Origin of the sequence: Streptomyces pyxinicus, from assembly GCF_024753135.1 — a bacterium.
Classification (GTDB): domain Bacteria; phylum Actinomycetota; class Actinomycetes; order Streptomycetales; family Streptomycetaceae; genus Streptomyces; species Streptomyces pyxinicus.
In genome coordinates, this window is the sequence record NZ_JANUGP010000006.1 from 75,967 (window position 1) to 88,451 (window position 12,485).

At 72.2% G+C, this 12,485-nt stretch carries 12 protein-coding genes, 1 pseudogene and 1 CRISPR repeat array; of the genes and pseudogenes, 9 read left to right on the forward strand and 4 right to left on the reverse strand.

Annotated elements, in window-relative coordinates:
• The first annotated feature begins 212 nt into the window (after positions 1 to 212).
• Genes cas7e through cas2e form a run of 5 tightly spaced genes read left to right on the forward strand, consistent with a single transcriptional unit; the run spans position 213 to position 4,339 of the window.
• Positions 213 to 1,409, forward strand: coding sequence for a type I-E CRISPR-associated protein Cas7/Cse4/CasC (gene cas7e / locus NX794_RS10220; RefSeq protein ID WP_258778003.1), 1,197 nt, complete (start codon positions 213 to 215; stop codon positions 1,407 to 1,409).
• Positions 1,406 to 2,191 (forward strand): type I-E CRISPR-associated protein Cas5/CasD, encoded by a 786-nt coding sequence (gene cas5e, locus NX794_RS10225; RefSeq protein ID WP_258778004.1) that lies wholly within the window; start codon positions 1,406 to 1,408, stop codon positions 2,189 to 2,191. The genes cas7e and cas5e overlap by 4 nt, the downstream gene beginning before the upstream one ends.
• A gap of 9 nt (positions 2,192 to 2,200) precedes the next feature.
• The gene (gene cas6e / locus NX794_RS10230) at positions 2,201 to 3,001 is read left to right on the forward strand and encodes a type I-E CRISPR-associated protein Cas6/Cse3/CasE (RefSeq protein ID WP_258778005.1); all 801 of its coding nucleotides are present in this window, start codon (positions 2,201 to 2,203) and stop codon (positions 2,999 to 3,001) included.
• A gap of 10 nt (positions 3,002 to 3,011) precedes the next feature.
• A complete protein-coding gene (cas1e, locus tag NX794_RS10235) occupies positions 3,012 to 3,980 on the forward strand; it encodes a type I-E CRISPR-associated endonuclease Cas1e (RefSeq protein WP_258778006.1) in 969 nt (322 codons plus the stop codon).
• Positions 3,977 to 4,339 carry a type I-E CRISPR-associated endoribonuclease Cas2e gene (gene cas2e / locus NX794_RS10240; RefSeq protein WP_258778008.1) on the forward strand — a complete coding sequence of 121 codons (363 nt, stop codon included), beginning with the start codon at positions 3,977 to 3,979 and terminating at the stop codon, positions 4,337 to 4,339. The genes cas1e and cas2e overlap by 4 nt, the downstream gene beginning before the upstream one ends.
• A 103-nt stretch (positions 4,340 to 4,442) precedes the next feature.
• A CRISPR array of direct repeats spans positions 4,443 to 5,020; the repeat unit is 29 nt; unit sequence GTGGTCCCCGCGTGTGCGGGGGTGGTCCC.
• A 227-nt stretch (positions 5,021 to 5,247) separates the two neighbouring features.
• Here cas2e and NX794_RS10245 read toward each other — a convergent pair.
• From NX794_RS10245 to NX794_RS10255, 3 genes and pseudogenes are all read right to left on the reverse strand, one after another.
• On the reverse strand, positions 5,248 to 6,909 hold the full coding sequence (locus NX794_RS10245; protein ID WP_258778243.1) for a copper resistance CopC/CopD family protein: 1,662 nt from the start codon (positions 6,907 to 6,909) through the stop codon (positions 5,248 to 5,250).
• Between the two features lie 101 nt (positions 6,910 to 7,010).
• Positions 7,011 to 7,262, reverse strand: a pseudogene (locus NX794_RS10250) (SDR family oxidoreductase); the annotation flags it as partial.
• Between the two features lie 38 nt (positions 7,263 to 7,300).
• On the reverse strand, positions 7,301 to 7,777 hold the full coding sequence (locus NX794_RS10255; RefSeq protein ID WP_258778244.1) for a cupin domain-containing protein: 477 nt from the start codon (positions 7,775 to 7,777) through the stop codon (positions 7,301 to 7,303).
• A 472-nt stretch (positions 7,778 to 8,249) separates the two neighbouring features.
• Here NX794_RS10255 and NX794_RS10260 point away from each other — a divergent pair, with 472 nt between their 5' ends.
• The 3 genes from NX794_RS10260 to NX794_RS10270 all read left to right on the forward strand — a co-directional run bounded on the left by NX794_RS10260 (position 8,250) and on the right by NX794_RS10270 (position 10,073).
• Positions 8,250 to 8,843, forward strand: a complete 594-nt coding sequence (locus NX794_RS10260; RefSeq protein ID WP_258778009.1) for an HhH-GPD-type base excision DNA repair protein — start codon at positions 8,250 to 8,252, stop codon at positions 8,841 to 8,843.
• A gap of 129 nt (positions 8,844 to 8,972) precedes the next feature.
• A complete protein-coding gene (locus NX794_RS10265; RefSeq protein ID WP_258778011.1) occupies positions 8,973 to 9,671 on the forward strand; it encodes an HdeD family acid-resistance protein in 699 nt (232 codons plus the stop codon).
• Between the two features lie 81 nt (positions 9,672 to 9,752).
• Positions 9,753 to 10,073 (forward strand): hypothetical protein, encoded by a 321-nt coding sequence (locus NX794_RS10270; RefSeq protein ID WP_258778012.1) that lies wholly within the window; start codon positions 9,753 to 9,755, stop codon positions 10,071 to 10,073.
• Between the two features lie 341 nt (positions 10,074 to 10,414).
• Here NX794_RS10270 and NX794_RS10275 read toward each other — a convergent pair whose 3' ends face one another.
• Positions 10,415 to 11,971 (reverse strand): DUF853 domain-containing protein, encoded by a 1,557-nt coding sequence (locus tag NX794_RS10275; protein WP_258778013.1) that lies wholly within the window; start codon positions 11,969 to 11,971, stop codon positions 10,415 to 10,417.
• A 162-nt stretch (positions 11,972 to 12,133) separates the two neighbouring features.
• On the opposite strand from NX794_RS10275, the gene NX794_RS10280 reads away from it, so the two are divergent.
• Positions 12,134 to 12,430: a type II toxin-antitoxin system VapB family antitoxin gene (locus NX794_RS10280; RefSeq protein ID WP_004943146.1), complete on the forward strand. Its 297-nt coding sequence runs from the start codon at positions 12,134 to 12,136 to the stop codon at positions 12,428 to 12,430.
• The last annotated feature ends 55 nt before the right edge of the window (positions 12,431 to 12,485 follow it).

Sequence of the window (12,485 nt, forward strand, 5' to 3'; positions counted from 1 at the left end):
CCGCACGCCGTGCGACTCACGACGCCCGGCTCGCCGCGCCCCCACGCACCACTCACCGCGCCCGGCTCGCCGTGCCCGACCGTCTGCCGCCGCACCGACGCTTCCACCGAACCACTCGCCGCCACTCGCCGCCACTCCCCCGCGAACGCCTCCCCCCCTCCCCCGGACGCCCTTCAGCTCCGGCCCATCACCGATACGAGAGCGGAACTCCTGTGACACGCACCATCGTTGACATCCACATCCTGCAGAACGTGCCGCCCAGCAACATGAACCGGGACGACACCGGAACCCCCAAATCCGCTTACTACGGCGGGGAACGCCGGGCCCGGGTCTCCAGCCAGGCGTGGAAGCGGGCCACCAGGAAGCAGTTCGAGCAGTTGCTTCCGCCCGAGGAACTCGGCGTGCGGACGAAGCGGGTGGTGGAGGCGCTGGCAGAGCGCATCACAGAGCGGGATGCGACCGTCGCCGACAACGCGGTGAAGCTGGCCGAGGAGGTGCTGTCGGTCGCGACCGGCTCCACGCTGGAGGTGCCCAAGCGCAAGGCGAAGGAGGACGACGGGAGTGGCGGCGCGCTCCCCGAGTCGAGGTACCTGATGTTCCTCAGCCGGCAGCAGCTGGACGCACTCGCCGACATCGCGGTCGGTGAGAGCGACGGAGGAGATCCCGCGACACTGAAGGCGGAGCTGAAGGACAAGAAGAAGAAGGCACTGGCCCGTGCCGCCATCGACACCCGGCACTCGGTGGACATCGCCCTCTTCGGGCGGATGGTGGCCGACGCCGCCGATCTCAACGTGGAGGCCGCCGCACAGGTGGCGCACGCGCTCAGTGTGCACCGGTCCGAGGTGGAATCGGACTACTACACGGCCGTGGACGACTTGAGCGGTGACTCCGAGTCCGGCGCCGGGATGATCGGCACCGTCGACTTCAACTCCGCCACCCTCTACCGGTACGCGGCTGTCGATGTGGACGAGCTCCATCGCAATCTCGGAGTCGGTCTCAACCCGGAGCAGCGGCCGAGCACCCCCGCCTCGAAGGCCCTCACGGCGTTCCTGGAGGCGTTCATCACCTCTCTGCCGACCGGAAAGATCAACACCTTTGCCCACCACACCCTGCCCGCCGTGGTCGTCGTCAAGCTGCGGAACCGCTGGCCGCTGAGCTTCGTGGGCGCCTTCGAGACGCCGGTGCCGAAGAGCACGAGCGGCGGCTTCCTCCGCGGAAGCTGCGATCAACTGGCAGCACACATCACGGAGATGGAGCGGGTGTACGGACTCGGCTCCGATCCCACATGGGTGTTCCGGGTGGGCAGGGAAACCGAGAGCCTGGCCGGCCTGGGCAGCGCGCTGACGCTGGAGACTCTGCTGGAGCAGGTCGGCACGGCGGTCGCCGAGCGGCTGGAGTCCGGGGCATGACCACGTTGCTGCTGCGGCTCGCCGGGCCTCTCCAGTCATGGGGGTCCTCTTCCCGGTTCGTGCATCGCGCCACGGAGAACGCGCCGACCAAGAGCGGGGTGCTCGGGTTGCTGGCCGCCGCGGAAGGCCGCCCGCGCACAGCGGATCTCTCCGACCTGACCGCGCTGCGTTTCGGTGTCCGCATCGACCGTCCCGGCTCCCGCATCCGCGACTTCCACAAGGCGGAGAACAGCGACACCGGACGCGTACTGCCGCTGTCGCACCGGTATTACCTTGCCGACGCGGTCTTCGTCGCCGGAGTCGAGGGCGAGGACGCGTTCGTACGGCGGCTGTACGCCGCTGTCGACGCGCCCCGGTTCCTTCCGTACCTGGGGCGCCGCTCGTGCCCGCCGTCGTATCCGCTGCTCCTGGAGAACACGGGCTCCCTCAGCGGCCTTCCGTTGGAGGACGCGCTCCGGGAGACCCCCTGGCAGGGAGGACGGGGCCCACGCGACCGCCGGACGGAGGACGGACAGCCGCCGGAGGCACTGGACATACTGCTGGACTGTCCGCCGCAGGACACCCCCGACTTCCAGCTCCGCGACACCCCCCTCAGCTACGACCCGCACCACCGCCGGTACGCGATGCGCGGCGTACGGACCGGGCACGTACCGGCGTCGGCTCCTCTCCACGACCCGACAGCGGCTCCTCTCCACGACCCGACAGCCCACTTGCGGCCGGCTCCGGCCCTGGCCGCGCGGCACGACTCGTCTGCTCAGCCTCTCGCCACGGACGACTTCTAGGAACCGCCGATGTACCTGACCCGCTTCCGCATCAACACGGCCCGCTCCGGTGCCCGTGCCCTGCTCGCCTCCCCCCAGCGCCTGCACGGCGCCGTCGACATGGCGTTCCCGGAGCCCACGGCCCGGGACGGCAGCGGCCCGCGGGTGCTGTGGCGGCTGGACAAGGCACCGGCCAACCGCATCGACCTGCTCATTTCCAGTCCGGGCCGGCCCGACCTCACCCACCTGGCCGAGCAGGCGGGCTGGCCGAGTCTGGGCGCGCAGGGGTGGACCACGTTCGCCTACGGGGAGTTCCTGGACGGGCTCTCGGCGGGCGGAGAATGGGCCTTCCGGCTCACGGCCAACCCGCTGCACCACATCCGGCGCGAGACAGACCCGGTGGGCGCCCCGACCAAGCGCGCGGCCCACGTCACGGTCGGGCACCAGGTCGGCTGGCTGCTCAAACGCCAGGAGCGGGCCGGGTTCGAAGTCCTGCCCAGGGAACCGGCCGCCGCCGAGAACGACCCGGGGGAAGAGACGGAGACCGGGACCGGGGAGCTTCCGGTGCAGTGGCGCTATCACCTGGTCGTCCACGACCGCACCCCGGTGCGCTTCCAGCGGCGCTCGGAGGACCCGACGAGCCGACGCGATGCAAGGACCGGCACCGGCACCGGCACCGGCACCGGCACCGACGTGCGCTTCACCCGGGCCACCTTCGACGGACGGCTGCGCATCACCGATCTCGCCGCCTTCCGCCGGACACTCACCCATGGGATGGGCAAGTCGAAGGCGTACGGATGCGGCCTGATGACTCTCGCGCCGGTGCGGTGAGGGGCCGTCCATGAGTACCGTCGGCAAACGCAGCCTCTCCTCTCCGCGCGAACTCACCCGGGTAGGCGACCGCACCTCGTTCCTCTACCTGGAGCGCTGCACCGTCCACCGGGACGACAACGCCCTCACCGCCACCGACGCCGACGGGGTCACGCACATCCCCTCGGCAACCATCGGGACGCTCCTGCTGGGCCCCGGCACCCGCGTCACGCACCAGGCGATGGCGCTGCTCGGGGAGAGCGGCGCCGCCGTGATCTGGGTAGGGGAGCAAGGCGTGCGCTTCTACTCCGGCGGCCGGGCGCTCACCCGCTCGTCCAGCCTGCTGGAGGCCCAGGCAACGGCGTGGGCGAACCGGCGTACCCGGGTGGAGGTGGCCCGGGAGATGTACCGCATGCGCTTCCCCGGCGAGGACACCACCGGGTGCAGCCGAGACGACCTGCTGCGGATGGAGGGGCGCCGGGTCAAGGAGTGCTACCGGCGGGAAGCAGAACGCACCGGCGTCCGCTGGGTCCGGCGCGACTACCACCATGGCGACTTCGCCGCCGGGGACGCCCCGAACCAGGGGGTCACAGCCGCCGCCCAGTGCATGTACGGGGTGGCTCACGCCGTGGTCGCCGCCCTCGGCTGCTCCCCCGGACTGGGCTTCGTGCACTCCGGGCACGAACGATCTTTCGTCCTCGACATCGCCGACCTCTACAAGACGGAGATCGGGATCCCGGCCGCCTTCGACGCGGCCGCGGCGGGGGACGAGGACGTGCCGACCCGCACTCGTCGTGCGCTGCGTGACCGGATCAACAAGGCCGGTCTGCTGGAGCGTTGCGCCGACGACATCAAGCGGCTCCTGCGTTACGAGGACTCCGCCCCGGACGGCAAGCCGTCCGACGGCGACGGTTTGGACGCCGACCGGGTCGGCCTTCAGACCGACCGTGGCCAACTCCTCGTCTCCGGCCGCAACTACGGGGACGAGCCCGTCTGGTGACCGTCATCGTCCTCACCAACTGCCCTGCCGGGCTGCGAGGGTTCCTCACCCGCTGGCTCCTGGAAATCTCCGCCGGCGTTTTCATCGGCAGCCCCTCCGCCCGGGTCCGGGACATCCTCTGGGAAGAGGTACGCACCTACTCCGGGCAGGGCCGCGCCCTCCTCGCCCACACCACCGACAACGAACAGGGCTTCACCTTCCGCACCCACGACCACGCCTGGCACCCCACAGACCACGAAGGCCTCACCCTCCTCCACCGCCCCAGCCCGGCGACGACGGAAACCCCCGGGTCACCGGGGCAACCACCGAAGAAGCAGGGCTGGAGCAAGGCGGCGAAACGACGACGATTTGGGGGGTGAGATGCGGCAGGCGGGCATGCCGAGCTTTATGCCCCATAGGCCGGAGTTTGGCAAAGCAAGCAAATTCGACCGGCTGGCTCGACAACACCACAGGTCAGCTCCTGTGGTCCCCGCGTGTGCGGGGGTGGTCCCGGTCACTATGATGATTTTCCTTCTGGTGGCCAGTGGTCCCCGCGTGTGCGGGGGTGGTCCCGAGTTACGCGTGTCCTAGTACAGTCGGTGGTGGTGGTCCCCGCGTGTGCGGGGGTGGTCCCTCTTCTGGAGGTTGCCGGCCAGCTTGGTCAGGGTGGTCCCCGCGTGTGCGGGGGTGGTCCCTCGCGGTCCGGCACCATGTCCCCGTGACAAGGGTGGTCCCCGCGTGTGCGGGGGTGGTCCCCCGGCGCAGATCCAGATCCAGTTCTCCATCACGTGGTCCCCGCGTGTGCGGGGGTGGTCCCGTTCCTGCTCGCTTAGGGCACTTCGGGCACAGGTGGTCCCCGCGTGTGCGGGGGTGGTCCCACGCGCGTGGAGCCCAGATCGGTGGTCTCGGTGTGGTCCCCGCGTGTGCGGGGGTGGTCCCCCGGATCAGGTCCTCCAGGTCGTGGTTCGACCGTGGTCCCCGCGTGTGCGGGGGTGGTCCCGAGCACCCCTTCAGCAACGAGGAGATGCGCCTGTGGTCCCCGCGTATGCCGGGGTGGTCCCGATGATTCCGGCGGTGACGCTGTACAGCGTCGGGGCGGGTATGTCGTCCGAGGGTCTGGGCGCCCAGGCGAGGGCTCTGTCGGCGGTTTCCCGCGCCGCTGCGGTCAGCCAGCGCAGGCCGTCCACCGCGAGTGCCTCGGCCTCCCCGGCCGGCTCCGGTGCCGTCATGGGCCCACCCCCGCATGATCTTGCGGGCCGGCCCAGGGGCGGGGCACATCCGTCTGCCGTCAACCCGTCACCCGTACCCGCCCCGCCACCGTCACCTGGTCCACCTCCGAGACGCGGACCGTGGTCTTCAGGGTCCAGGTGCCCGGGATGGGGAGGTCGAGGGTGTCGGTGGCCCAGTAGCCGCCTCGGTTGGTGAGCTTGGTGTCGAGGGGGCCCAGGCGCTGGGCGGGGAGGGTGAGGGTGACGCGGAGTTCGGGGACCGTGGCGAGGCCGCCGTCGGGGCCGTAGACCACCGCCTGGAGGGAGTTGCGGCCGACCCGGCCGGGGTCCAGGGTGAGCTGGATCTTTCCGTGGCCGCCGGGGGTGCCGACGTCGAAGGGGACGGTGAGGACGGAGGCCGTGGGGATGCCGGCGGCCGGGGTGGCCGTCTCCGTCGCCGCGCGGCCGGGGACCGTGGTGGTGAGGAGGGTCGTGAGGACGAGGACCACGACGCCCACCGCCGCCTCCGCCAGCACCGAGCGGCGGAGCGGGCGGACAGCCGTGGCGTCTCCGAAGTGGTGGGACGGGGTACGGGTCAGGCGGGTCGTCCAGGTGCGGGAGCAGGCCGCCGCCAGCAACAGCGCCGCCACCGCCGCCAGCTTGGCGAGCAGGGTGCGGCCGTACGTCGTGTCGGTGAGGGCGTGCCAGGAGCCGAGGCCGCGCCAGGACTGGTAGACGCCGGTCACGACGAGGACCGTCACCGAGGTGAAGGCCAGGCGGGAGAAGCGGGTCAGGGTGTCCGGGGTGACGTGGGGCAGGGTGCGGAGCAGGGCCGTCAGACCGCCCAGCCAGGCCGCCATCGCCAGCAGGTGGAGCGTGGCCGAGGCGATCGCCAGCGGGACCTGGATGCCCGCCGACGCGTGTTCCGCCCCCGTCCAGGTCAGGGAGAGGAAGAGGGAGAGGGAGAGAGTCAGGGCGTGGAGCGCGGCCGTCGCCGGGAGGGTGCGGCGGCGGAGCAGGGTGGGTGCCGTCAGCGCGGCCAGGAGCAGGAGTGCGAGGCGGGCCAGCAGGAGGGCGCCGGGGCGTGTCGTCGCCGTGTGGGTGAGGGCCGTCAGGGAGAGGGCCGTCGTGGGGGACGTGCCCTCCTCGTAGGGGGCGCGGAGGAGGAGCAGGGCCGTGGTGGAGAGGGCGAGGGTCGCGGTGGCGGTGAGGGCCGGGGTGCGCAGGGGCGTTGTCGCCTCCGGGCGGCAGTACGTCACGTAGGCCGCCGTGCCGAGCAGGACCGCGACGGAGAGGTACGCCAGGTAGCGCGCGATGTTGTAGAGGGCCGTCGTCGCCGGGTGCTCCGCGCGGTCCGGGGCCGGGATCGGCTTCGTGGCCGTGCGCTTGCCGACCGAGAACGTGAGCGCGCCGGACACCGGGTGGCTGTCGGCCGACACCACCCGCCAGGCCACCGTGTACGTGCCCTCGGCCGTCCTGGCGGGCAGCCCGACGCGGGCGGTGTCGGAGCGGCCGGGGGCGTGGCCGGCGGGGCCGGTGCGCAGGAGGTGGTTCTCGGGGTCGTAGATCCGGAAGGAGTCCGTGAGCAGGCCGACCGACTCGGTGAAGGTGAGGGTCAGGTGCCGCGGTGCGGTCCGCAGGACGGTGCCGTCGGCGGGGTCGGTGGCGCGCAGGGCCGCGTGGGCGGAGGCGGTGCCGGTCGCGGCGAGCGACGCCAGCAGCAGCGTGGTGCAGAGCAGCAGGAGTCGTCGTGCCCATCGACGCCAGTCAGCCACGCGCCGTCCTCCCCGTTCCCCGTCGTCCGCCGCCATCCCGGTACATACGGACGGGAGTGGCGTCCTGCTCACGGGGTGGAGCGGGTCGTCACTCCCCCTTCGACCACCAGGTCGTGGCCGCTGATCCGGGACGGGAGGGGGGAGGCGAGGAAGACACAGGCGTCGGCCACGTCCTCGGGGCGGCCCAGGCGGGCGACGGGGGTTGCCGGGCGCCGGCGGTGCCGCCGTCGGCGCCCGGCCTCGGCCGCGCGGTAGTGGTCGTGGCCGGGTGCCGGGTGGCCGGCCTCGATGGAGGCGATGGGGGTGACGGTGCCGCTGCCGGCGCCGAGGGCCTGGGCGGTCTGGCCATCGAGCAGGCTCATGGCCGGCACAGGTCCCCGATGCGGGCGGCCTCCGAGGGGTAGCGCGTCGTCAGGTCGGCCGCGTCGCCGTGCTCGTAGTCCGCCTCGGTGAAGCCGGGCGCCATCGTGCAGCCGAAGAACGTCCACGCGCCGCCCGGGGCGACCCGCGCGCCCATCCAGGTACCGGCCGGCACGGTCAGCTGGAGGTGCTGGCCCTGGTGCAGGCCGGGCCCCAGGACGGGGGTACGGGTGCTGCCGTCGGGCGCGAGGAGCAGCAGGTGCAGCGGGTCGCCGAGGTAGTGGTGCCAGACCTCGTCGGTGGGGAGGCGGTGCAGGGCGCTGTAGTCGTCCGCGGTGAGCAGGACGACGATGGCGGTGCCCTCGGGCCGGCCGTCGTCCGGCCGTGCCGGCCCCGCCCAGGTCTGGCGGAACAGGCCGCCCTCGCGTGGCAGGGGTTGGAGGCCGTAGTGGGCGATCAGGTCGCGCGGTGTCAGAGGGGACGGCGACGGCGACGGTGGCGGTAGTGGTGGTGTCCGGTGGGAGGTCGTCCCTTGTCGGGGCGTTCCTTCGGGTGCGGGTTCGGGGGCCCTGGTCACCTGGGGCAGGCTATCGGTCGGTCGGTCGGTCGGGGGAGGCGAGTTGCGTCGCCTGTTTTTCCGGAGGTACGCGTCGTCGGTTTCGGCGGTGCGTTCCAGCTCGGACCAGTCGGTGACGACGGGGGTGAGGTAATTCAGGAGGGGGCCGCGGAAACGAGACCGGTGTCGGTGTGGATCGCGGCCATGTCGTCGCCACCCCCACCGACGCCGAGGGGAGTGGCGGGGCCGCGCCGGTCGGCCATCACCGCCCGGCAGGGAACTGGGGCTGTCCCGGCAGTGGGTGCACGCGCTGGGGTACTCGCGCGCCGGCTGAGCCCGGCCGACCCCCCACCGCCGCGCGATCCCCTGTGCCGCGCGAGATCATCGGCCCATGGACGTCACTCTGCATCTCGCCCAGGACCCGGCGGCCGACGCGCTGCTCGGTCGCTCCCCGCTCGCCGCGCTGGTGGGGATGCTGCTCGACCAGCAGGTGCCGATGGAATGGGCGTTCAAGGGACCCCGGACCATCGCCGACCGGCTCGGTGCCGACGACCTGGACGCGCACGAGATCGCCACGACGGACCCCGAGGCGTTCGCCGCGCTGCTCTCCGGGAAGCCGGCCGTGCACCGCTACCCGGGCTCGATGGCCAAGCGGATCGTCCAGTTGTGCCAGTACCTGGTCGAGCACTACGACGGGGACGCCGAGGCCGTCTGGCGCGAGGTCGGCAGCGGTGCCGAGCTGCTGAAGCGGCTGGAGGCGCTGCCGGGGTTCGGGCGGCAGAAGGCGCAGATCTTCCTCGCGCTGCTCGGCAAGCAGCTCGGGGTCGCGCCCGAGGGGTGGCGGGAGGCGGCGGGCGCGTACGGGGAGGCCCGCTCGCACCGGTCCGTCGCCGACATCACCGGCCCGGAGTCCCTGGCCAAGGTGCGGGCACACAAGCAGGAGATGAAGGCCGCGGCGAAGGCGGCCAAGGCGGCCGGTCAGTAGCGGTCGATCAGTAGTGGCCGGTCAGTAGCGATCGGTCAGTAGCGGCCGGCACGTAGCACCGTCACTCGTTCGGCCTACCGGACGGCGGCCCGGATGGCGGAGCCGGACGGCGCGCTCTCAGCATGGACCATGACCGAGGCACCGAACAGCGGCCCCGAGTTCGGCCGCGAGTACGACGACCGGCACGCCCACGCGGCCCAGCCCCCGGGCGGCCGGCCGGGCACACCGACCGGCACGTGGCACAAGCACGAGCCCGAGCCGCCCTTCGAGGGTCCGCTGCACGCCCTCTCCCAGGCCGCTTGGCAGATCGTGCTGCTCACCGGGATCGCCTCGCTGATCCTCGGCATCCTGGTGCTGATCTGGCCCGGCGCGTCCCTCCTCGCCGCCGGTGTCCTCTTCGGCATCTACCTGCTGATCAGCGGCGTCTTCCAGCTCGTGTCCGCGTTCGGCACGCACAGGTCGACCGCGCTGCGGGTGCTGGCCTTCATCAGCGGCGCGCTGTCGATCGTGCTGGGTCTGTTCTGCTTCCGGGGGCCCATGCAGTCGATCCTGCTGCTCGCCCTGTGGATCGGCATCGGCTGGCTGATCCGCGGCATCACGCAGACCGTGGCCGCGCTGCACGACCCCCGGATGCCCGCCCGGGGCTGGCAGATCTTCCTCGGGATCGTCACCTTCATCGCCGGAATCGTGCTGATCGACTCGCCCTTCGAGTCGGTCGCGGTGCTGACCCTCGTCGGCGGCATCTGGCTGGTCGTGGTGGGCCTCGTGGAGATCGTCACCTCGTTCGGCATCCGCAGCCGCGCCAAGCAGGTCCCGCAGACGGTCTGACCGTCGCCCCGGCTGCGCCGAGCGGGTGAATCCCGCCCCGGATCCGCCATCCGCCCGGCCCGTCCCGGGCAGACAGCAGCCGTGAGCAGGACGACGCGCGGTGCCCGGAGCCGGACCTGGCCCCGGGTGCTCGTGCTGCTCCTCGCCCTGTGGGTGCCCGGCGCCCACTTCCAGGCCCAGGCGGCCCCGGCGCTGACCACGGTCGCCGAGTGGGCCGAGCACGACGTCCTCGACACGCTCGTACGACCGCCCGCCCGCGCCGTGCACCGGGCCGACGTACCCGAGCGACCCGCTCCCCTGCCGGGCCCGGCACCGTCCCGGCCCCCGGCCCGCCCGTGCCCCGCCGAGCCGGGGGTGCCCGGCACCGCTCCCCTGCTGCGCACGGTGGTCCTGCGCTGCTGACGGACCCGCTTCCCCGCAGGTCAGTCGGTACGACGCAAGGAGCACAGCCATGCCCATCGATCCGTACGCCGTCCTGCGCGCCCTGCTGCGCGCGGAGGCCCGACGCGCCGCGGCACCGCCGCCCGAGCCGGACCGTCAGTCCCTGGACCGTCAGCCCCCGGGCCCCCAACTTCCGGACCCCCAACGTTCGGACCTGCGGTGCCCGGAGCCCCACCGGCCTCCGGAGCCCCACAGGTCACCGGAGCCCCACAGGTCACCGGAGCCACACCGGCCACCGGAGTCCCACCGGCCACCTGAGTCCCGGACCCGCTGAACCCGGCCGGCCCGCTCCCCGTCCGGCGCTACCGTCTACGCCGGGCCGTGCCGAACAGGGAGCGGGTGATCTCACGGCCGAGCTGGGTGCCGACCGAGCGGGCCAGGGACCTGAACATGCCGCTGGTGACGACCTGTTCGACCAGGGACGGGTCCTTACTCGGAGCGGGCTCGGCCTCCGGTGCCCGGGGGGCCGGCTCCGGGCGGGCGCTCAGCCGCTCGTACGCCGACTCTCGGTCCACAGCCTGTGCATAACGGCTATGGAGCGGGGATTCCTGGACCGCGCGGTCCAGTTCGGCCGCGTCCACCGGGCCCATCCGGGACTCCGGGGCGCGCAGTCGGGTGGCCGCGACCGGCGTGGGCGCGCCGCTCTCGCCGAGCACGGTCACCACGGCCTCGCCGGTGCCCAGGCCGGTGAGGAGTTCCTCCAGGTCGTAGGCGGAGTCGGGGAACGTCCGCACGGTGGCCTTCAGGGCCTTCTGGTCGTCCGGGGTGAACGCCCGGAGCGCGTGCTGGACGCGGCTGCCGAGCTGGCCGAGGACGTCGGCGGGCACGTCCTTCGGGGTCTGGGTGACGAAGAAGACGCCGACGCCCTTGGACCGGATCAGCCGCACGGTCTGCGTGATCGACTCCAGGAACGCCCTCGACGCGTCGGCGAACAGCAGATGCGCCTCGTCGAAGAAGAAGACCAGCCGCGGCTTGTCGGCGTCGCCGATCTCGGGCAGGTCGTGGAAGAGGTCGGCCAGCAGCCACATCAGGAACGTGGAGAAGAGCTGCGGGCGGTCCTGGACGGCCGGGAGTTCGAGGACCGAGACGACACCGCGCCCGTCCGGGGCCGTCCGCAGGAAGCCGGCCGTGTCGAACTCCGGCTCGCCGAAGAAGTCCGCCATGCCCTGCGCCTCGAAGGCCGTGAGCGAGCGCAGGATCACGCCGGCCGTGGCGGTGGACAGGCCGCCGATGCCCTTCAGCTCGCTCTTGCCCTCGTCGGAGGTGAGGAACGCGACGACCGCCCTGAGGTTCTTGAGGTCGATCAGCTCCAGGCCCTTGGTGTCGGCGTAGTGGAAGATCAGGCCGAGCGACTGCTCCTGCGTCTGGTTGAGGCGGAGCACCTTGGCGAGCAGGACCGGTCCGAAGCTGGTGACCGTGGCCCGTACCGGGATGCCGTGGCCGAGGCCGCCGAGCGCGAGGAACTCCGCGGGGAAGCCGGCCGGCTCCCAGTCCTGGCCCACCTCACTCGCCCGGCTCCGCACCCGGTCGTTCGACTCGCCCGGGCGCGCGATGCCGGACAGGTCGCCCTTCACGTCCGCGAGGAACACCGGCACGCCCTGGGCCGACAGCTGCTCGGTGATCAGCTGGAGGGTCTTGGTCTTGCCGGTGCCGGTGGCCCCGGCGACCAGTCCGTGCCGGTTGAGCACGGACAGCGGGACGCGGACCGGCGCTTCGGGGAGGCAGTGCCCGTCCCAGAGCAGGGCGCCCAGGTCGAGGGCGGGGCAGGTGAAGGCGTAGCCGCCGGCGATCTTCGCCGCCGGGGCGGGGAGCGCGGGGCCCTCCGGGGCGCCGGCCGACGCGGTCTCGCTGTCACTCATCTACGGCCCCTGTTCCCGTTCCCATTCCCGGCCCTGTTCTCGGTCCCGTTCTCGGTCCTGTTCCCCTTGGTGACCCATTTGGCCGTTTCGCGGTACTTTTTCCAGCGTCGCACTCCCCCGCCATGGCTGCGCCCGGAACGTCTGGGCCGGTAGGCTTTCCGTGTGATCTTCAAGCGCATCGGAAACGGCCGGCCGTACCCCGACCACGGCCGGGAAAGCACCCGGCAGTGGGCGGACGTCGCGCCGCGCCCGGTCCGCCTCGATCAGCTCGTGACCACCAAGCAGCAGCTCGATCTGGAGACGCTGCTCGCGGAGGACTCGACGTTCTACGGCGATCTCTTCGCGCACGTCGTGAAGTGGCAGGGCGACCTGTATCTGGAGGACGGTCTGCACCGCGCGGTCCGCGCGGCCCTCCAGCAGCGTCAGGTGCTGCACGCGCGCGTGCTCGAACTCGACTGACGTGGGCCGACAGGACCGTTGACCCTTTCGGGTTCCACTGAGCGGCTTCAACTGA

Coding starts and splice junctions, on each gene's coding strand:
- cas5e (WP_258778004.1), top strand. CDS start 1,406: ATGACCACGTTGCTGCTGCGGCTCGCCGGGCCTCTCCAGTCATGGGGG.
- cas6e (WP_258778005.1), top strand. CDS start 2,201: ATGTACCTGACCCGCTTCCGCATCAACACGGCCCGCTCCGGTGCCCGT.
- cas1e (WP_258778006.1), top strand. CDS start 3,012: ATGAGTACCGTCGGCAAACGCAGCCTCTCCTCTCCGCGCGAACTCACC.
- NX794_RS10260 (WP_258778009.1), top strand. CDS start 8,250: ATGGACGTCACTCTGCATCTCGCCCAGGACCCGGCGGCCGACGCGCTG.
- NX794_RS10265 (WP_258778011.1), top strand. CDS start 8,973: ATGACCGAGGCACCGAACAGCGGCCCCGAGTTCGGCCGCGAGTACGAC.
- NX794_RS10275 (WP_258778013.1), bottom strand. CDS start 11,971: ATGAGTGACAGCGAGACCGCGTCGGCCGGCGCCCCGGAGGGCCCCGCG.